General features: G+C 68.6%; 19 protein-coding genes. 13 read left to right on the forward strand and 6 right to left on the reverse strand.

The window, feature by feature from the left end; genetic code table 11:
* Positions 1-6: 6 nt before the first annotated feature.
* The 4 genes from Q0654_RS15210 to Q0654_RS15225 are packed head-to-tail and all read right to left on the reverse strand — an operon-like array spanning position 7 to position 3,535.
* Positions 7-1,248 carry a TraB/GumN family protein gene (locus tag Q0654_RS15210; protein ID WP_298855315.1) on the reverse strand — a complete coding sequence of 414 codons (1,242 nt, stop codon included), beginning with the start codon at positions 1,246-1,248 and terminating at the stop codon, positions 7-9.
* Positions 1,241-2,137 carry a carbon-nitrogen hydrolase gene (locus Q0654_RS15215; RefSeq protein ID WP_298855317.1) on the reverse strand — a complete coding sequence of 299 codons (897 nt, stop codon included), beginning with the start codon at positions 2,135-2,137 and terminating at the stop codon, positions 1,241-1,243. The genes Q0654_RS15210 and Q0654_RS15215 overlap by 8 nt, the downstream gene beginning before the upstream one ends.
* The gene (locus Q0654_RS15220) at positions 2,124-3,170 is read right to left on the reverse strand and encodes an agmatine deiminase family protein (protein ID WP_298855319.1); all 1,047 of its coding nucleotides are present in this window, start codon (positions 3,168-3,170) and stop codon (positions 2,124-2,126) included. Before Q0654_RS15220 ends, Q0654_RS15215 begins: the two co-directional genes overlap by 14 nt.
* Complete coding sequence (locus Q0654_RS15225; protein ID WP_298855322.1) at positions 3,167-3,535, reverse strand: hypothetical protein; 369 nt, start codon at positions 3,533-3,535, stop codon at positions 3,167-3,169. Before Q0654_RS15225 ends, Q0654_RS15220 begins: the two co-directional genes overlap by 4 nt.
* A 360-nt stretch (positions 3,536-3,895) precedes the next feature.
* On the opposite strand from Q0654_RS15225, the gene Q0654_RS15230 reads away from it, so the two are divergent.
* The 6 genes from Q0654_RS15230 to Q0654_RS15255 all read left to right on the forward strand — a co-directional run bounded on the left by Q0654_RS15230 (position 3,896) and on the right by Q0654_RS15255 (position 9,939).
* A complete protein-coding gene (locus Q0654_RS15230; RefSeq protein ID WP_298855323.1) occupies positions 3,896-4,600 on the forward strand; it encodes a hypothetical protein in 705 nt (234 codons plus the stop codon).
* Between the two features lie 21 nt (positions 4,601-4,621).
* Positions 4,622-5,320: a hypothetical protein gene (locus tag Q0654_RS15235; protein ID WP_298855325.1), complete on the forward strand. Its 699-nt coding sequence runs from the start codon at positions 4,622-4,624 to the stop codon at positions 5,318-5,320.
* Between the two features lie 30 nt (positions 5,321-5,350).
* Positions 5,351-6,793, forward strand: a complete 1,443-nt coding sequence (locus Q0654_RS15240; protein ID WP_298855326.1) for a hypothetical protein — start codon at positions 5,351-5,353, stop codon at positions 6,791-6,793.
* A gap of 2 nt (positions 6,794-6,795) precedes the next feature.
* The gene (locus Q0654_RS15245) at positions 6,796-8,067 is read left to right on the forward strand and encodes a hypothetical protein (RefSeq protein WP_298855328.1); all 1,272 of its coding nucleotides are present in this window, start codon (positions 6,796-6,798) and stop codon (positions 8,065-8,067) included.
* 81 nt (positions 8,068-8,148) lie between these two features.
* Positions 8,149-9,261: a hypothetical protein gene (locus Q0654_RS15250; protein WP_298855330.1), complete on the forward strand. Its 1,113-nt coding sequence runs from the start codon at positions 8,149-8,151 to the stop codon at positions 9,259-9,261.
* Positions 9,262-9,648: 387 nt separating this feature from the next.
* A complete protein-coding gene (locus tag Q0654_RS15255) occupies positions 9,649-9,939 on the forward strand; it encodes a helix-turn-helix transcriptional regulator (RefSeq protein WP_298855333.1) in 291 nt (96 codons plus the stop codon).
* Positions 9,940-10,032: 93 nt separating this feature from the next.
* Here the strand turns inward: Q0654_RS15255 and ykgO are convergent, their stop codons facing one another.
* Both ykgO and Q0654_RS15265 read right to left on the reverse strand, forming a co-directional pair.
* Positions 10,033-10,158: a type B 50S ribosomal protein L36 gene (gene ykgO, locus Q0654_RS15260; protein WP_091238229.1), complete on the reverse strand. Its 126-nt coding sequence runs from the start codon at positions 10,156-10,158 to the stop codon at positions 10,033-10,035.
* An 85-nt stretch (positions 10,159-10,243) separates the two neighbouring features.
* Positions 10,244-11,776 (reverse strand): helicase HerA-like domain-containing protein, encoded by a 1,533-nt coding sequence (locus Q0654_RS15265; RefSeq protein WP_298855336.1) that lies wholly within the window; start codon positions 11,774-11,776, stop codon positions 10,244-10,246.
* Positions 11,777-11,898: 122 nt separating this feature from the next.
* On the opposite strand from Q0654_RS15265, the gene Q0654_RS15270 reads away from it, so the two are divergent.
* The 7 genes from Q0654_RS15270 (at position 11,899) to Q0654_RS15300 (ending at position 18,511) form a co-directional block, all read left to right on the forward strand.
* Positions 11,899-13,356, forward strand: a complete 1,458-nt coding sequence (locus tag Q0654_RS15270; protein WP_298855337.1) for a transglycosylase SLT domain-containing protein — start codon at positions 11,899-11,901, stop codon at positions 13,354-13,356.
* 2 nt (positions 13,357-13,358) lie between these two features.
* Complete coding sequence (gene miaA / locus Q0654_RS15275) at positions 13,359-14,312, forward strand: tRNA (adenosine(37)-N6)-dimethylallyltransferase MiaA (RefSeq protein WP_298855340.1); 954 nt, start codon at positions 13,359-13,361, stop codon at positions 14,310-14,312.
* 163 nt (positions 14,313-14,475) lie between these two features.
* On the forward strand, positions 14,476-14,733 hold the full coding sequence (gene hfq, locus Q0654_RS15280) for an RNA chaperone Hfq (protein WP_298855342.1): 258 nt from the start codon (positions 14,476-14,478) through the stop codon (positions 14,731-14,733).
* 24 nt (positions 14,734-14,757) lie between these two features.
* Positions 14,758-16,086: a ribosome rescue GTPase HflX gene (gene hflX / locus Q0654_RS15285; RefSeq protein WP_298855344.1), complete on the forward strand. Its 1,329-nt coding sequence runs from the start codon at positions 14,758-14,760 to the stop codon at positions 16,084-16,086.
* A gap of 132 nt (positions 16,087-16,218) precedes the next feature.
* On the forward strand, positions 16,219-17,415 hold the full coding sequence (hflK, locus tag Q0654_RS15290) for an FtsH protease activity modulator HflK (protein ID WP_298855346.1): 1,197 nt from the start codon (positions 16,219-16,221) through the stop codon (positions 17,413-17,415).
* Positions 17,412-18,278 (forward strand): protease modulator HflC, encoded by an 867-nt coding sequence (gene hflC / locus Q0654_RS15295; RefSeq protein WP_298855350.1) that lies wholly within the window; start codon positions 17,412-17,414, stop codon positions 18,276-18,278. Before hflK ends, hflC begins: the two co-directional genes overlap by 4 nt.
* 50 nt (positions 18,279-18,328) lie before the next feature.
* Entirely contained in the window at positions 18,329-18,511 is a 183-nt protein-coding gene (locus Q0654_RS15300; RefSeq protein WP_298855353.1) for a DUF2065 family protein, read from the forward strand.
* Positions 18,512-18,926: the final 415 nt, after the last annotated feature.

The following is an 18,926-nucleotide window of genomic DNA, read 5'->3' on the forward strand; positions in this document are numbered from 1 at the left end:
GTCGGCCTAGCCGGCAGAAAGCGTCTTGAACATCAGCCAGCCCGCCGTGTAGAAGCCGAGCGCCGTGCCCATGTTGGTCAGGAAGAAGTTCAGCAGGGTGCGCGAGACGCGATTGCGGAACCAGCCCGCGGTGCTGGTGACATCGCGATGCAGATGCCCGAAGTCGGCGACCGTGGGCTTGCGGATCCAGGCTTCGATCAGCGCACTGACCATGCCCGAGGCCAGGGCCGGGTGCAGGGGCGTGACTGGCGACACGGCGAAGGCACCAAGGATCGAGAGTGGGTGTCCGCCGGCCAGCAGGCAGCCGATCGCCCCACCGGTGCCGGTGATCAGCACCCACTGCAGCAGCAGGTCCTTGCCCACGTCGAGGCCTTGGCTGAAGCCGTAGATGAAGCCACCCACGACCACGACTGCAAGGGCGAGGGTGATCCCGGTGCCCCAGTTCTTCGGTGGCGGCAGCTGGCGCAGGCTTTCGCGCAGTGCGCCGGGCTCGCGGGTGTCTTCGGCCAGATGCTGGGCGAGTCCGGCGAGATGGCCGGCGCCGATCACCACCAGCACGCGCTTGGCCGCCGGGTTCCGCGCAGCCTCCTGGCGCAGGGCTGCGGCCATGTACTGGTCGCGCTCGGCGATCAGGGCGCGGTAGAGCGGCTCGCGGTTCTTGGCGAACTCGCCGAAGGTCGACTCCAGCAGGTCGCCCTGCTTGAGCTTCTCGATCTCGTCCTCTTCGACCTTGTCGCTGACCAGCAGGCTGGCGGCCAGCCCGCTCATCATCATCAGCCGCTGCCAGAAGCCGACCGCGGCCGAGGTGCGCTTCAGCGTGGTGCTGACGTCGCGATCAACGCGCCAGACCGGCAGCCGCAGACGATCGCCTTCTTCGATGGCGGCGCGCATTTCCGCACCCGGCTCGACCCCCAGCTGTTCGGCGAGACGCCGCTGATAGGCGGACAGCGCGAGGTTGGCGGCGACGAAGCCGACCTTGCCTTCCTTGATGACCCGGAACAGATCGAGCTTGGCCAGCGCATCCGGATCGCGCATCGACTGGTAGCGCGGCTCGCACAGCTCCACCGCGATCGCATCGAAGCGCTGCTGCGCGGCCAGCGCGCGTACCGCGTCCACGCTGGCCTGCGAGACATGCGCCGTGCCGAGCAGGGTGTAGTGAACGCCATCGCGTTCGATCTCGGCGATCGGCTGGCCGGCGAGCGGGTCCTGCTCTGCCTCGCCGGCGAGGTCGGCCAGGGGCTCAGTCACGGTAGCGCTTCAGCAGGTCGGCGTAGGCGTCGATGCGGCGGTCGCGCAGGAAGGGCCAGATCCGGCGCACGGCTTCCGAGCGCTTCAAATCCACATCGACGAGCAGCAGCGCATCGCTGTCGGTGTCGGCCTCGGCCAGGATCTCGCCCTGCGGGCCGAGCACGATCGAGCTGCCCCAGAAGCGGATGCCGCTGCCGCCGGTGGGCGAGGGCTCGAAGCCCGTGCGGTTGCAGCTCAGCACCGGCAGGCCGTTGGCGACCGCGTGGCCGCGGTGCGAGAGGATCCAGGCCATGCGCTGGCGGTCTTGTTCGTCCTGCACGTCGTTCGGGTCCCAGCCGATCGCCGTCGGATACAGCAGCAGCTCGGCGCCGGCCAGCGCCATCAGGCGCGCGGCTTCCGGGTACCACTGGTCCCAGCAGACCAGCACGCCGAGGCGACCGACCGAGGTGTCGATGGGCTCGAAGCCCAGGTCTCCGGGGGTGAAGTAGAACTTCTCGAGGAAGCCCGGATCATCCGGGATGTGCATCTTGCGGTACTTGCCCGCGATGCGGCCGTCGGCTTCGAACACCACCGCGGTGTTGTGGTACAGGCCGGCGGCGCGACGCTCGAACAACGAAGACACGATGACCACGCCATGCCGCTTCGCCAGCGCACCCAGCCGCTCGGTGCTCGGGCCAGGGATGGGTTCGGCGCGGTCGAACTCGTCCACGCTCTCGTGCTGGCAGAAGTAGGCGCCGTTGTGCAGCTCCTGCAGCAGCACCAGCTTGGCGCCTGCGGCGGCGGCTTCGGCCACGCGCGCCTCGATGCGTTCGAGGTTGGCCTCGACCGAGCCGCGGTCGCGATCCTGGATCAGGGCGACGCGCAGCGCATGCGTATCAGACTTGCTCATTCAGCACTCCTCGCGGCAGCTGCATGGTGATGCAGTGCAGGCTGCCGTTCTGCCAGATCAGCGGCCGGCAGGGCAGGGCGATGATCTGTCGGTCCGGGAAGGCGCGCGCCAGCACGGCCTGGGCCTCGGCATCGGCCGGGTCGCCATAGGCCGGCATCAGCACGGCGCCGTTGATGATCAGGAAGTTGGCGTACGACGCCGCCAGTCGACGGCCTTCGTCCAGGATCGGCTGCGCCCAGGGCAGCACGAACACCTCGTAAGGCTCGCCGTTCGACTGGCGCAGGGCGGCAATCTCCTGGCCCATCGTCGCCAGTTCGTCGAAGTGGCTGTCGGCCGGATCGCTGCAGCCCTGGTAGACGATGCGCGAGGGGCTCGCGAAGCGGGCCAGGGTGTCGATGTGGGCGTCGGTGTCGTCGCCTTCCAGATAGCCGTGGTCCAGCCACAGCACGCGGTCCTGGCGCAGCTCGCGACAGAGCAGCTCGGTCACTTCGGCGCGCGAGCGGTCGGGATGGCGCTCGCTCAGGCAGTGCCAGGTCGACAGCAGGCTGCCGGCGCCATCGGTTTCGATGCCGCCGCCCTCCAGCGCGAAGTCGATGCGGCGCCGCTGCGCGTTCGATGCAAACACGCCGGCTGCGAACAGCTGCTCGACCAGGCGGTCATCGGCGCTGGCCTCGAACTTGCCGCCCCAGCCGGTGAAGCGGAAGTCGAGCAGCTCGAATCCATCCGCCGTTCGCACGGTGATCGGTCCGGAATCGCGCAGCCAGGTGTCGTCGTACTCGGCCTCGACGCAGCGCAGCCGCGACAGATCAACGCCGCGCGCTGTGAGCAGGCCGCGCAGACGCGCTTCGAGCGCGGCATCGCGCACGCAGATCACGAGCGGCTGGAAGCGGGTGATGGCTGCCGCCAGCTCGACATAGGTGCCCTCGACCTCGTCGAGGCGCGGGGCCCAGTCGGTGTCGGCGTTCGGCCACGCGATCAACACCGCGGACTGGTCTTCCCACTCCGCGGGGAAACGCGCTGCAGCCTGGTTCATCCGTTCGGTTGTTCCTTGCGAATCGGGCCTTTCTCGTTTGGGCCGGCGCGGTTGACCACGGCGTTGACCACGTGGTTGTGCTCGAAATAGACCGTGAACTCGGGGTAGCTCCAGCGGGTGATGGGCGGCTGCTGCGGGCTGCTGCCGCCGACCGGAGCGTGCTTGGTGGTCGGCGCGCCGAACTGCGCTTCGACCTGGTTCATCAACATGCCGCGGCGCGGCAGGTTGGCGCCGCTGTGGGTGCGCTCCACCCGCTCGATCAACAGGACATCACCCTCGATGACGCGGTTGGTGGTGGACTGTGCGCTCGCAACGGCGCTGGACAGGGCGAAGCAGGCAACAAGACAGCCGAGACTGCGCAACATCGTTCGATTCTCCGTCAGCGGTGGCGGACTCCCCAGCGCGGATTGTATGCCGATACGAGTGCAGGACCGCATTCGCGCCCGCGTGAGCCTCGATCGAAGCGCGGTGCCGGGCCCGCCGACCCGCAGTGGTGGGTGACTTCGTCGAGGGCAAGTGCGGCCGGAGCACTGCTTCGGTGTTACCCCATCGGGGTGACCATCTCCGGGTGACCCCACCGAGCGGACTGTGCGTCAGCTCACATCGGCCTAGCCTCTGACCATCGTTCCGCCTGAGTGCCAGCCCTGATGGACACCGGTCTTTCCCCGTCTGCGCAGAAGCCGCTTCGGCCCTTGCACGCCGAGGCAGGCCCCGCAGTGACGACGATGACGCCCGCGGTTGGCGAGGCCCTGCGTGTGGCCGCCGGTCTGGTTCGTCGCGCACTGCCGATGCTGCGACGGAACCTGCCGGGTGCGCTCCGCGAGTTGGCTGCAGAAGCAGAGATGCGCTCTGGCTGGGCCTCGCCGTTTGCCGACGACGCTTCTTCCGAACAGGAATCCGCCGCGCAGATCACCTTTCCCTGGCTTTCGGAGGAGGACCTGCTGGCCGATTCCGAGCTGTCGTCCGAGGCCCTGAACGCCCTTTGGGCCGGAAAGCAGGCGATGCCGGATGCGGAAGCGCTGGCCGAGGCCTTGCTGGGCCACGGCGCGCAATTCGACTCTGAAGCCGAGGCCCTGGCATTTGCCGGGGGCTTGAGTCTGACCTTGAGCTGGCGCGCGCCACCGCCAGTGCTGCGCGTGCTGCCGGTCATCGCTCGCGGCAGCTGCCGACTCGTACACAGCCTGTATCGCTCGCCCCGCACGCGCCCGCTGTTGCCGGTAGTCGGCTGCATCGCGCGCGGTGCCCTGCGCGATCTGTCGCGCAGAGCGCAGGCCGGCCACTCCGTTACTGCAGCGCGCGCCGCGGCTTCGCTGGCGGGGCGCGCGGCTTCCACGTTCCGCAATCCGCGTCTGCTGGCCGGCGCACTGGCGCGGATCTTCATTGTGCGCAAGCGCCTGAATCGCCGTGCGATCGCACGGGCCGAAGGCTGATCCCCCCGAGAGGAGTTGAACATGAGCACCCCCTACATCACCGATGGCTTTGCCGAACCGACCCTGGACAGCTTCGAGGGCTTTGAAGGCTTCGAGGGTTTCGATGGCTTTGATGGCCTGGATGGCCTCGATGGTCTCGATGGCTTCGATGGCGAGGACCCGGGTCAGTTTTTCGAGGGTCAGACGACGTCCGATGGCTTTCTTGATTTCGAGTACGAGACGCCGCCGGAGGCGGCCGCCGCAGGGGGCGAGATCGCCGCCGCCCGCCAGGCAGCAGCGCTGATGGAAATGGTCGTCGACCAGCTGGCGGAGGCGGAGGGCGAATCCGAAGTGGACGACTTCTTCCCTGCCTTGGCCGCGCTCGCACCGCTGGCTGCCAAGGCCCTGCCGGTGCTGGGCAAGGTCGGCAAACTGGCCGCGCCCATGATCAAGAAGGCGCTGCCGCACATCGGCCGCGGCATCCTTTCGATCGGCCGCAAGATCGTGCGCTCGCCGCACACCCGGCAGCTGGTGAGGGCGCTGCCGACCGTGGCGCGAAACGCGGCCGCCGATGTCGCCCGCCACTACGCGCGCACCGGCCAGATGTCGCCGCAGATCGCGGCCCGCGCCACTGCGCGGCAGGCCGCGCGCGTGCTGCGCACGCCGCAACGCTGCCGGCAGGCGATCCAGCGCAATCGAGCGATCAATCAGCGCGGCCCGCGGCCGGTGCGCTTTGCCTGATCGCGATTCACGCTGCCTCTGGAGAACTCCATGCGCACGTCCATGCCTGATGGCCCGATCGAAGCTGTCGCCTTGGCCGAACCCCGGCTGGCCGTGCCCGGTCTGCGCCTGCCGGCGGGGCAGCGGGTCGGGCGCCTGAAGCAGCAATCCGGCGCGTCGGCAACCGTCGTTTCGCCGGTGCGACCGGCGGCTGCGGCCGAGGCCCTGGATGCTTCGGCGCAGCGCGCGCTGCGCCACTGGCTGCGCAGCCAGAAGGTCAATGCCCTGCAGTCCCTGCGGCTGCTGCGCGACTTTCGCATGGGCGAGTTCGGCAGTGCCGCGGGCAGCCCCGGTGCCGCCCATCTGCACGCAGCCAACCGACTGTTGAAGCGCGTGCGCGAGGTGGTCGCCGCCAATGCGAAGGCGCTGGCGGCATCCTGTGACCTGGCGCTGCAGAGGCCTGACCGCGGGCGCCTCGATCGGGTCAGCGAACTCAAGGAGGAGGGTGCGACCCTGATGGCCCAGGCCGAGAAGATCTGGCACGGGTACTGGTCGCTGTTCGGACAGCGACAGGGCGGCATGCTGGTGCGACTTCTGGCTGCGGACCGCATCGCGCTCGACTGCTATCAGTACGTCTATCAGGGCCTGGGCCGAGCCCGACCCATCCCCTCGCCGCCGCCGCTGAGCTATATGGAGGCCGGCGCCGGCCCGGCCACGTATCGGCGCGACGTGCGGCTGTCGAAGCTGGGGATGTTTCCCAACCCCTTTCCTCTGGTGAAGCTGCCAGACCATCGACTGGTGACACCTTGGACCCTCGGTGCGATTCCGCATGAAGTCGCGCACAACCTGCAGGCCGATCTCGGCCTGTGGACGGCGGTGCCGAGGCGATTGCTGCGCGCCCTGCGCGCAGCCGGCCTGCCGCTGGAGGTGCGCAGGCCCTGGGTACGCTGGCAGAAAGAGATCTTCGCGGACCTGCTGAGCGTGCTGCTGATCGGTCCAGGGTATGTGGGCTCGATCACTGACGTGGTCGCCAAGTCACCGCGCTCGACCGTTGCCTGGAACCCGATGGCGGTACATCCGACGCCGTTCCTGCGGGTCTTGATCAACCTCGAACTGCTGCGCCGCATGGACTTCAAGAACGAGGCGCGCGCGCTGCGCCGCGCCTGGTTCGCGCTGCACCCGCCTGAACGCGCAAGCACGATTCCCTTCGCCTTGCGTCGCGCGTTTCGTCGCTGCGTTGGGCTGGTGGTCGAAGTGCTTGCGGAATCGCCGTATCCGCAGCTGGGTGGCAAGAGCCTGCGCCAGGTCGTGTGCTTCCGGCCGCAGGACCAGCAGGTCGCGGTCGAAGCTGCGCATCGCTTGGCTCGTGGCGCCGACCCCGGCATCGTGCCCGAGCGCTTCCTGCTCTCGGCGGTGCGATACGCCTTCGATCGGGGGCTGGCCTCGCCCGTCGCCCTCACCCGCAACTTCTACGCAACGCTAGGACGGAGATAACCATGAGCGCTCTGAGTTTCCAACGACCGATCGACCGCCCCGCACTGGTGAACAGCGTGCTCGGCAAGGTGTTCGGTGTGTCGCGCAGCGGCTTTCTGCGCGCCGGGCAAAGCCTGGGCGAGCTGGATGGCGGCGAATGGTCGCGCATTCTGAGTGGCTTTCGTCGCAGCGCCCCTATCGCACTCGACTCCCGCGGCGGTGTTCTCGACATTGCGCCGGCGGAGCGCGGTTCAGCAGTGAACGCCAGGGACCCGGTGTCCGCGACCTTGCTGCTTGAGCTGCGCTCGGTGCGTGCCGCACTCGCGCCGGCGCTCGCGCGGCTGCCCCATGTGACCTGCTTCGAGGAGGCCTGTGCCGAGGACGCGCGCACCCTCGGCGACATGATCCTGCTGTCGCTCGCGTCGCTGGAGCGCGCCATCAGCGATGCCGCTCCGGTCAACGAGCTGCGTTCGGACATCAGGGCGACCGCCAAGCTCGTCAAGCGTCTCGGCCGGCTGGTGAGCGGGACCACGCCAGAGACCGAGGTGATGCACATCAGTCTGCGCGCGTGCAGAGCCCGCCTGCGTGCACTGCTGACTCTGCTGGGAAAGCGTTGGCTGTCGGCGCCCGTAGCAGATGCCCTGCAGACGGTCGAGCAGTGCGGGCGCTGCATCGAAGAGGGGATTGCCGACGTGCACGAAACCGCGCGCGAGCTCGGCTTGGACGAATGCGAGATGGATCGCGTGCTGGTGTTCGAGTCGGAGACCAGCCTGCTGTCGATCCTGCAGGGTCTGGGGCGAAGCTGGGCACTCATCACCCAAATCGCTGGGCTTGAGGGTGGCGACGTGCTGACAGAGGTCCGGCGAATCGCGATCGAGGCCTCCAAACGTATCGCTACACAGATGCAGGGAATCTCCGAGCACGATCTGGGCAAGGCGTTCGCGCTGGCAGACGAGGATGCAGAGCGGCTGCACCGGACGCTGATACGCCTGCGTCTTCGCGCCGAGTGCTGTGCGGGGGAGCTTGCGCAGGTGATGCGCGGCCGGGCCCCAGCGGTGGACGTTCTCGAACAGCTCGATCCCGAAGTCGCAGCCGATCCTTCTTCGCGATCTGCCCGACTGTCAGCGTCCATTCCGCAGGTCTCGCAGCGCGCCGACGCGTCGGCGATGGAGTCCGCGAATCGCGCCGCTGCCAAGCCCAAGCGCACGCCCCCTGCGAGCGCGTCCGCTGCGAAAGCGGTGCCCGCTCCGCCCAGTGCGGATACGGCTCCCATGCAGGATCTCGAACGGGACTAGCCCGTCAGCACATCCGCCCATCCAGCGCTTTCCGACGCATGGCCACGGTGAGTCCGAGGCCGTTCCACCGAGGATGCATCCATGACCACTCGAGACGATCTACTTCAGCTGCTGCTGCAGCAGGCCCAGGCCCAGCAACAGATGGTGCAGCAGGTCATCGCCAGCGCGCCCGGCGACTACGCCGCCATCCAGCTGGCCAACGCCCAGTTCGCCCAGATCAACCAGGCCCTGCTGCAGGCGCTGCAGAACGGGGCCGGACCAGCTCCCACCGACGGCGGCGACGCCGGGCTGGTCGGATTGGGGCCAAGCGCTTCGCCCAACCTGGGCGGAACGTTCACGCCGATCGAAGTCAAGCCCTATGACGAGGGTATTCCCTCGGGGCGCCTGATCGCTTTGGCCGATCTGTACTACTGCTACCAGCATGAGCGCCTGGGGATGTTCCGCGCCGTGCAGAAGCTGCAGGAGCTGTTCCGCGCCGGCTCGATCAAGCTTGAGGATGGCCAGGGTGCCTTCGGGCTCTATCGCTTCGATCGCAAGAGCACTTTGCGCTACACCCGCGAGCAGCGCATGCAGGCCTACCGCCGCGTGTTCGGCTACACCAACGTGGCCCCGCCCGAAGGCTCCCGGCCCAACACGGCTTTCCATGGACACCTGCAGGGCTTCTGCAGCCAGATCGCCCAGCTCTATCGCGACCGTCGGATCGCCGAGACCTTCCGCGGCCCGGCGGCGACGCCGGATGCGGCATTCGGCTCAGTGGCGGCCGCGCGCCGTGCCGGCCTCGATTTCAGGGCCAACCTGAAGCAGGCCGCCTTCGGTGACGTCAGCGTGCTCACCGTCGAATTGATGCAGTTGCTGCGTCAGGCCTTCGAGATTCTGGGTGCCGACGATGTGCTGCGTCAGTTCGGCGCCGACACCGCCTGGGACGCGCTGGAAGAGATTCTGAAGCGTTACCTCAACGAGCAGCCGCAGAGTTCGCAGCGCTCGCGCATGGGCATCACCGGTCGCGACATCATCCGTTGGCTGGCCCAGCCCTTCGTGCTGACCACCAGTCGCGCGGAGTTCGAGGCCCTGGCCGAGCCGGTGTCAGAAGCAGCCGAGGAATGGCTGACCTCTGCGCAGTCGGTCGGACTGCTGGCGCGCGCGCCGGTTGCCGCCGCGGCGAATGTCGTGCCCTTCAGAAAGGCGGCGGGTTGAGCATGGGGGTGGCGATAGACGGTGCGCAGGCGCCGGGAGCAATGTCGTGGCGGGGTGCGTGCCTCGCTGCCATCCGCAGTACCCGCGTCGAGGCCGTCCTGCCTGGCCGCCGATGTGGCGCCGTGTGTAAGGGTTTTCCGGAACCTCCTGCTCCTGCTCCTGCTTCGGGTTGAGACGTCAGCGCCCCTGCCTCCTCTGTTCGCTGGGTCCGTCGATTCCGCGATTCGCTCGCGGGCGCCGATCGCCCTGTTGCAATCGGAGATTTGTCGGACACTCGGCCTCCAGGGGGAGGGCAGTGGCGCGGCGGGCGGAGTGTCGCCAGGTCCGCTGCCGCACGTCCGATGGTCTGTCGATGCGGATTCGATTTGGCACCCACGGAGACTCCCCATGCCGATGCCATTGCGTCAGACCGAACCTCCTTCGGCGCCCGCGAGATCGGTGACGGTCGCGGCACGTCCGCTGACCGCCGAACCGTTCCCGCATCTCAAATGCCTGAGCCCGCAAGAGCGCCGCATCGTCGCGCTCTACGCGCTGGGCTACACCAACAAGGAGGTGGGGCGTGAGCTTGGCATTCATCCTGAGACCGTGAAGTCCCATGCGCGCCGCGTCTACATCAAGCTCGGAGTGCATTCCAAGGCTGGCTGCGTAGCAGAAGCCTACGAGCGGATGGGGGACTAGGCGCAGTGGAACCATGCTGCCCGCGTTCCGGGGCCGCCAAACAAAAAGGCCGCCTCCTGGGCGGCCTTCCTGCGTGCTTCCAACGCGCTGCGCTCAGCGCTGGCGGGCCTTGAAGCGGGGGTTGCTCTTGCAGATCACGAAGACCTTGCCGCGGCGACGCACGACCTTGCAGTCGCGGTGGCGGGTCTTGGCCGACTTGAGGGAGTTCAGGACTTTCATGGGATTGGGCCTTAGGCTGTGTGGCGCGTCAAACGCGGCATTCTAATGCCCTGTCAAGGCATTGACAAGCGCGTGGGGCGCGCGTTCAGCGCTTGCCGCCGAGACTGCCCAGCACGCCGCGAAGCAGCTGGCGGCCCAGCTGGTTGCCCACCGTGCGCATCGTCGACTTGGCCATGGCTTCGACCGCGCCCTGGCGCCGCGAGGTGCCGAAAAGCCATTCGTTCAGTTTCTGGCCGACGCCACCGGACTCGGCGGGCTTGGGAGCCGGTCGACGCTCGCCTGCGCTCGGGCGCGACACCGGCGGTGGTGATGGCGGCGGCGAAGGAGGGGCGGCGCTGACCGCAGCCTCGGCGCGCTTGGACAGCATTTCGTAGGCGGATTCGCGATTGACCGCGGTGTCGTACTTGCCGCCCACCGGGCTGCGCATACGCTGGGTCTGGCGCTCCTCGGGCGTGATCGCGCCGATCCTGCAGCGCGGCGGGCAGATCAGGGTGCGCTCGACCGGCAGCGGAATGCCCTTGTCCTGCAGGGTCGAGACCAGGGCCTCGCCGACGCCAAGCTCACCGATCACCTTGGCGACGTCGAGCCTGGGATTGCTGGCGAAGGTCTCGGCGGCCGTGCGCACGGCCTTCTGGTCGCGCGGGGTGAAGGCGCGCAGCGCGTGCTGCACGCGGTTGCCGAGCTGGCCCAGCACGGTGCCGGGAATGTCGTCGGGGTTCTGCGAGCAGAAGTAGACGCCCACGCCCTTCGAGCGGATCAGGCGCACCACCTGCTCGACGCGCTGGAGCAGGGCGGGCGGGCAGTCGTTGAACAGCAGGTGGGCCTCGTCGAAGAAGAACACCATCTTCGGGCGGTCGAGGTCGCCCACCTCGGGCAGGTTCTCGAACAGCTCGGACAGCATCCACAGCAGGAAGCTTGAATACAGTCGCGGCTTCAGGATCAGGCGGTCGGCCGCCATCACGTTGACGAGGCCGCGGCCAGACATGTCCTGGCGCATGAAGTCGTTGAGATCCAGCGCGGGTTCGCCAAAGAAGTGCTCGGCACCGTCGTTCTCCAGACGCAGCAGCTGGCGCTGGATCGCGGCGATGCTCTGCGCGCTGACCAGGCCGTACTGGGTGCTGATGTCCTTGCGGTTCTCCGCGACGAAGCCGAGCAGGGCGCGCAGGTCGTCCATGTCGATCAGCAGCAGGCCCTGTTCGTCGGCGAGCTTGAACACGATGTCGAGCACGCCGGCCTGGGTGTCGTTCAGCTCCAGCACGCGTCCCAGCAGGGTCGGGCCCATCTCCGAGATCGAGCAGCGCACGGGGTGGCCAAGCTCGCCGTAGATGTCCCAGAACACCACCGGGCTGGCCTCCTGCCGGTAGTCGCTGATGCCGATCTGCTCGACGCGCTGGCTGATCCGCTCGTGCGGAGCGCCGGGCTGGCACAGGCCCGCCAGGTCGCCCTTGACGTCGGCAAGGAACACCGGCACGCCCAGCTGCGAGAAGCCCTCGGCCATGACCATCAGGGTCACCGACTTGCCGGTGCCGGTGGCGCCCGCCACCAGGCCGTGGCGATTGCCGAATTTCGCCAGCAGGTGGACCTGCGCCTCGCCCTTGCCGATCAGGATCCTGTCCATCCGTGCCTCGCTGCCGTGGAATCGCTGGCGATCATAGCCGTGACTTCGTGGCGGCAGGGCGGCGCTTTACACTGCCGGGCTGGCCAGCCCTGGCCCCTCCCTCCATCGGAACCGACCTGCCCATGAGCCAACGCTGGCCCCGCCTTGTCCTGTGCGCCCTCGCCCTGAGCCTCTCCGCCTGCGCGAGCGCGCCGCAGCGGTCGACTGCGCCTGCTGCAGCGGGTGACGCTGTGCGCATCCAGCAGGACTTTGATGAAGCCCTCGAGCAGGCGCTTGTCCAGGCCGAGCGCCTGCGTGCCGGTGAGGCCGTCGAGCGCGAGCTCCTGGTCGAGGCCCGTGATCGCCTGCGTGCGGTTGCGCGCGACTGCCTCGACCAACCCGCCTGCGGCGCCGAGCGCGTGCTGGCCGGCTACGAGCAGCTCGCCGCGCTTGGCCTCGCGGTGGGCGAGGACTTCGAGGCCGGTCAGCCGGAGGCCGCGCCCGAGTCCGTAGAGGCCTCGCTCCTGCTGGGCGACTTGCCCGAGGCGCAGCGCTCGATTTCCCTGCTCAACGGCCGCGAGCTGCGCGAGCTGATCGAGCTCAACACGCCGGTGAAGTCGGCGATGGTCGAGTGGCTCACCTGGATGCGGCCGCAGCTGATCACCGCCTGGGAGAACTACCAGTACATGCGCCACCTGATGTGGCCCGAGTACGAGCAGGCCGGCCTGCCCGAGGCCCTGCTGTTCGGCATCCTGGCGAAGGAGTCCGGCGGGCGGGTGCATGCGGTTTCGCGCGCCGGCGCGTCCGGGCCGCTGCAGTTCATGTACCAGACCGGCCTCGGCTATGGCCTGGGACGCGTCGACGGCTTCGACACCCGTTTCGACGCACAGCTCGCCTCGCGCGCCAGCGTGCGCTACCTGAACGACCGCTTTCGCGAACTGAACGGCAACCTCGAGCTGTCGCTGGCCGCCTACAACGGCGGCGAGGGTCGGATGCGGCGGATCTTCCAGGCCACCGGCGGCAAGCCCTTCTGGAATGCACAGGTGTTCGGCCAGCTGCCGCGCGAGACCCAGGACTACGTGCCGATGGTGCTGGCCGCCGCCTGGCTGTTCCTGCACCCCGAGGAAGTCGGGCTGGAGTTTCCCCGGGTCGATCTGCAGGCCAGCGGCTTCACCCTCGCGCATCCGAGCACGCTCAACGAGCTGACCCTGTGTCTCGGCCAGAACGGCATCCGCGACGGCTGGTTCCGGGTGCTGCGCAACCTCAATCCGCGCTACGAGCCGCATGCGGTGATTCCCACAGGCACCGTCATCCGCGGCCCGCAGAGCATGGTCGAGGCCTATGCCGCGAACTGCGTCAGCGGTCAACGCCTTGAGCTTGCGCGCGCGCTTGCTGCGGCCAACCGTCCTTCGCAGCCGGTGGCCGCGTCCGCCACCGCCGCCCGCACCTACACCGTGCGCAGCGGCGATTCCCTGCACAGCATCGCCCGCCGCCACCAGTGCTCGGTGGAGTCGCTGGCCCGCGCCAATGGCGTGCGCGGGCCGCGCTACCTGATCAAGCCGGGGCAGCGCCTGCAGCTGGCGGGCTGCCAGCGGACGTGAGCATGGCCGCCGCAGGCGAGCGCCCGCTGGTGCTGGCCCTGATGGGTCCGACCGCTTCCGGCAAGACCGCCCTTGCGATCGAGCTGGCGCAGCGCTACGGCGGTGAAATCATCAGCGTGGACTCGGCCCTCGTGTACCGCGGCCTCGACATCGGCAGCGCCAAGCCCGACCTCGCCGAGCGCGCCGGCATCGCGCATCACCTGATCGACATCCGCGAGCCGGAGCAGCCGTATTCGGCGGGTGAGTTCGCCGTCGACGCGCGCGCGGCGGTGGATGCGGTGCTGGCGCGCGGCCGACTGCCCCTGCTGGTTGGCGGCACCGGCCTGTATTTCCGCGCCCTGCTCGGCGGCCTGTCATCGATGCCGGCGTCCGATCCCGCGGTGCGGGCCGGCATCGAAGCCGATGCCGCGGCGCGCGGCTGGGCCGCTCTGCATGCCGAGCTCGCTGCCGTCGATCCGCCGGCTGCAGCGCGCATCCGGCCCAGCGATCCACAGCGCATTAGCCGGGCGCTCGAGGTCTGGCGGCTATCAGGCCGGCCGATCAGCGACTGGCAGGCTGATGCGCCGCTGTCGCCGCGGCCGCCCTGGCGGGTGCTGAAGCTGGTGCTGGCCCCGGCCGATCGCGCGCTCCTGCATGCGCGCATCGCCCTGCGCTTCGAGCGGATGCTCTCAGGCGGCTTTCTTGACGAGGTACGCGGCCTGCTCGCGCGACCCGGTCTACACCCTGAATTGCCCTCGATGCGCGCTGTCGGCTACCGGCAGGCCTGGCGCCACCTGCGCGGGGAAAGCAGCGCCAGCGAATTCCTCGCCGAAGGCATCGCGGCCACCCGCCAGCTGGCCAAGCGCCAGCTCACCTGGCTGCGCGGGGAACTTGATGCCTTCCACATCGATCCCCACACCCAGGCCGGGCGCGCGGAGTCCCTGCTGCGGTTGGCGAGCGGGCTGCACGGCCGCTAAACGGCAGGGGTTGGGCACGCGGCGCAGGCTGTACACTCCGACGCGTTGCCGCCGAGCCACCCCGCCATTGGGGTGCGCCCCCAGGTGGAGACCGTGCCCTGGGCCTTCGCGGGCCCTGCACAGAACAACAAGCACATCGAACATCCCCATCCAAGGAGCCACCATGTCCAAGGGACAGTCCCTGCAGGATCCTTTCCTGAACGCCCTGCGCCGCGAGCGCGTTCCGGTGTCCATCTACCTCGTCAACGGCATCAAGCTGCAGGGCACCATCGAGTCCTTCGACCAGTTCGTGGTCCTGCTGCGCAACACGGTCAGCCAGATGGTCTACAAGCACGCGATCTCGACTGTCGTGCCTGCGCGCAACGTGCGCATCGGCCCCGGCGGTGGCGAAGTGTCGGACGCGCCGGGCGAGCAGGATTGATCGCCTCGCCCCGGGGCTTGAGCCATGTTTGAACGCGAAAAGCGCGGTGAACGCGCCCTGCTGATCCAGCCGCAGGCGCCGGGCCGCGACGAAAGCGATGCGCTTGAGGAGTTCGCGGAACTGGCCGGTTCGGCGGGCGCGACCGTGCTTGCCAGCATCAGCGGCCGGGTCGATCGACCGAACCCGGCGCTCTACATCGGCAGCGGCAAGGCCGACGAGGCCAAGGAGCTCTGCGCCCTGCACGACATCGACCTGGTGTTGGTGAATACCACGCTGTCGCCGGTCCAGGAGCGCAACCTCGAAAAGCACCTGCAGTGCCGTGTGGTCGACCGCACCGGGCTGATCCTGGACATCTTCAGTCAGCGCGCGCGCAGCTTCGAAGGCAAGCTGCAGGTGGAGCTCGCCCAGTTGAAGCACATGTCGACGCGACTGGTGCGCGGCTGGACGCATCTGGAGCGCCAGCGCGGTGGTTCGATCGGCTTGCGCGGCCCCGGCGAAACCCAGCTGGAAACCGACCGCCGCCTGCTGGCCGAGCGGGTCAAGGTGCTGTCGCGCCGGCTGGAGCAGGCCGAGCGTCGGCAGGCCCAGGCGCGACGCGCGCGCCTGCGCAATGAGGTGCCGCGCATTGCCCTGGTCGGCTACACCAATGCCGGCAAGTCGACGCTGTTCAATGCGCTGACCGGCGCCGGCATCTATGCGGCGGATCAGCTGTTCGCCACGCTCGATCCCACGGTGCGCAAGCTCTCTGGGCTCGACTGTGGTGAGGTGGTGCTCGCCGATACGGTCGGCTTCGTCCGCGATCTGCCGCACGAACTGGTCGCCGCCTTCCGCTCGACCCTGTCCGAGGCGCGCGAGGCCGACCTGCTGCTGCACGTCATCGACGCCTCCGACCCGCAGCTGCGCGATCGCGTGGCCGATGTGGAGAGCGTGCTGGCCGAGATCGGCGCTGGGGACATTCCGCAGATCCAGGTCTTCAACAAGATCGACCGCATCGAGGGCGCAGTGCCGCGGCGCGACCGGATCGAGGAAGGCGTCGAGCGCATCTTCGTCTCGGCCCGCGACGGTCTGGGCCTCGACATCCTGCGCGCAGCCATCAGCGAGCGCTTCGCGGCCGAACGGATCAGCCAGACGCTGGCGCTGGCGCCTGCCGAAGGTCGGCTGCGCGCACGCTTGTTCGCCCTTGGCGCGGTGCGCTCGGAGCAGGCGGACGAGGCCGGCTGGCAGCTCCATATCGACCTTCCGCGCGCGCAGGCGGCCAAACTTGCGGGCGAGTTCCCGGCGTTCCGGGCGGGCTTGGCGGGCGCCCTCGATGCCCCCACTGAGGAGTGGGAGCGGACCGCCGACGGCGTCTGAGCCTGTCGCGACGCCGCGTCCACGAAGGCCGCGCGGGTGGCTGCTACACTCCGGCGCCTTGGATTCACGCCCGTCAAAGCGACCGCAGCCGCGGCGCCTGCGGGCAGCAGAAATTCACGAATGGAGCACTCGATGGCCTGGAACCAACCTGGCGGCGGCAACAGCGGCGGTGGCGACAAGGATCGCGACCCCTGGAACAGCAACAAGGATCCGGGTGCCGATGTCGAAGCCTTCCTCAACAAGCTCAAGGCCAGCCTGAATCGCGTGTTTGGCGGTGGCGGCAGTGAGGATCCGCGGCGTGGCGATGGCGGCGGCGATCCGATGGGTCGCGGCCTGCTGCTGCTGGTGCTGCTGGCCGTGGCCGCTTGGGCGATCTTCGATTCCGTGGTGCTGGTCGACGAGCGCGAGCGTGGCGTCGTTCTGCGCTTCGGCAAGTTCGACCGGATCATGCCGCCGGGTCCCAACTTCAAGTGGCCGAGCCCGATCGAGAGCGTGCAGAAGCTCGACGTTACCCGCGTCCGCAGCGTGTCCGACCAGGTGCGCCTGCTGACTGCGGACGAGAACATCGTGCAGATCGACTACGGCGTGCAGTTCGTGGTCAGCGACCCGAAGAACTTCTTCTTCGGCACCCGCGAGCCCGAGGAAACCCTGAAGCAGGCGGCCGAGAGCGCGATTCGCGACGTCATCGGCGGCAGCCAGATGGACGCGATCCTGACCGGCGAGCGCGCGGCGCTGGCGGCCGAAGCGCAGACCCGCCTGCAGGCGACGCTGGACAGCTACACCACCGGTCTGCAGGTGACGGTGCTGAACATTCCCAACGCCCGTCCGCCGCAGGAAGTGCGCGAGGCTTTCGACGACGCCATCAGCGCGCGCGAGGACAAGGAGCGTATCGAGAGCGAAGCCGAGGCCTACCGCAGCACCGTGGTGCCGGAAGCCCGAGGCGAGGCCGCGCGCGTGCGGACCCAGGCCGAGGGTTACCGCGAGGCCGCCATCGCCCGCGCCACCGGTGAAGCCGAGCGCTTCCGCCTGTTGGCCGAGGAGTACCGAAAGGCGCCCGAGGTCACCCGTCGACGCCTGTACCTGGAAACCATGCAGGAGGTGCTGGCCAACAACCGCACCATCTATTCCGGCGACGGCAGCAACGTGCTGTACCTGCCGGTTGGCGATGACGGCGGTCAGAGCCCGCAGTCGCGTCTGCCTGCCGCAGCCGCAGCGCTGCCGCAGATGCAGCCGTCCGTGCCGAGCTCCAATCGAACCCAGTCCGCCGCAGAGCGCAACCGCAACAGCGGCCGACCCGAGCGCCCGACCCGTGAGGAGATGCGTCGATGAGACCCTCGATCCTGATCGCCTCCGCGGCCGTGCTGCTGGTGCTGCTGTCGAGCCTGTACAAGATTGAAGAGAGCCACGTCGGCATCCGCTTCCAGCTCGGTCGCGTGGTGGAAACCGACATCCAGCCCGGCCTGCACTTCAAGCTGCCGGTCGTGCAGAACGTGATGAGTTTCGACCGTCGCATCCTCTCGCTGGACTCGCGCCCCGAGCGCTACCTCACCTTCGAGAAGAAGGACGTCAACGTCGACTTCTTCGTGAAGTGGCGCATCGCCGACGTGCAGCGCTTCTATACCGCCACCAGTGGCATCGAGGAGCAGGCCCGTCAGCGCCTGCTGCCGATCATCACCGAAGTGATCCGCAACGAGATCGCCCAGCGCACCCTGCAGGCGGTGGTCGCCGGCGAGCGCCGCGATCTGGCCCAGCGCTTCGTCGATGTCGGCAACCAGCGCGTGCGTGACCTGGGCATCGAAGTGGTCGACGTGCGGATCAAGCGCATCGACCTGCCGGAGGACAGCGAGGTCATCGGCTCGGTGTTCCAGCGCATGCGCGCCGAGCGTCTGCGCGTGGCCAACGAACTGCGTGCCGAAGGCCAGGAAATCTCCGAGACCATCCGTTCCGATGCGGATCGCCAGCGCCAGGTGCTGGTCGCCGAGGCACAGCGCGATGCTGAACTGATCCGCGGTGAAGGGGATGCGCGCGCCGCCGACATCTACGCCCAGGCCTACGGTGGCGACGCCGAGTTCTATGCCTTCCATCGCAGCCTGCAGGCGTACCGCGAAGCCTTCGGGCGTGGCGACAGCGTGCTGGTGCTGGACCGCGACGCCGAGTTCCTGCGCTTCTTCGAACAGTCGCCGCAGCGCTGATGACCTGAAGCGGCGCGCCTCCGGGCGCGCCGCCCTTGGAGCGCGGAGTCATGACCGACCTGCTCGCTGCCCTCTGCCTCGTGCTGGTGCTGGAGGGTCTGCTGCTGTTCGCGGCCCCCGCCGCCTGGAAACAGGCGGCCGAGCGGCTGATGCAGATGGATGCACGGGCGCTCAGGCAGATCGGCGGTCTGATGATGATCGCGGGCCTGGTGGCGCTGCAGTTCGTGCGCTGAACCCGCGCGTCGCCGCGCGGGGATGCGGTCGACCATCGATTCACGGATAATCTCGCAAAGCCGGGGTCTCGTACCCCGGCTTTGGCGTTTCTGGCGCCCGCGTAGATGGCGGCCGGAGTCGCGCTCACGGTGGGCCAGGGCCCACCCTATGAATTGCAGTGGCGGGCAACCACCGGTTGCCCGCGGGCTTGAGCGCGGCGGGCAGGAGCCCGCCGCCGGCTTCTGAGTCGAGGCAGGAGCCGAGACCAGAAGCGACGTCGCCCCACGGTGGGGTGCCGAAACGATCATCAATGTGGAGTGCTTGAAATGGGTCAGTCGGTTGTAGTTCTCGGGGCGCAGTGGGGGCGAAAGCCCGCGCGCCGGGCAACCACCGGTTGCCCGCGGGCTTGAGCGCGGCGGGCAGGAGCCCGCCGCC

It is taken from the genome of uncultured Aquimonas sp. (assembly GCF_937888285.1).
Taxonomy (GTDB): Bacteria; Pseudomonadota; Gammaproteobacteria; order Xanthomonadales; family Xanthomonadaceae; genus Aquimonas.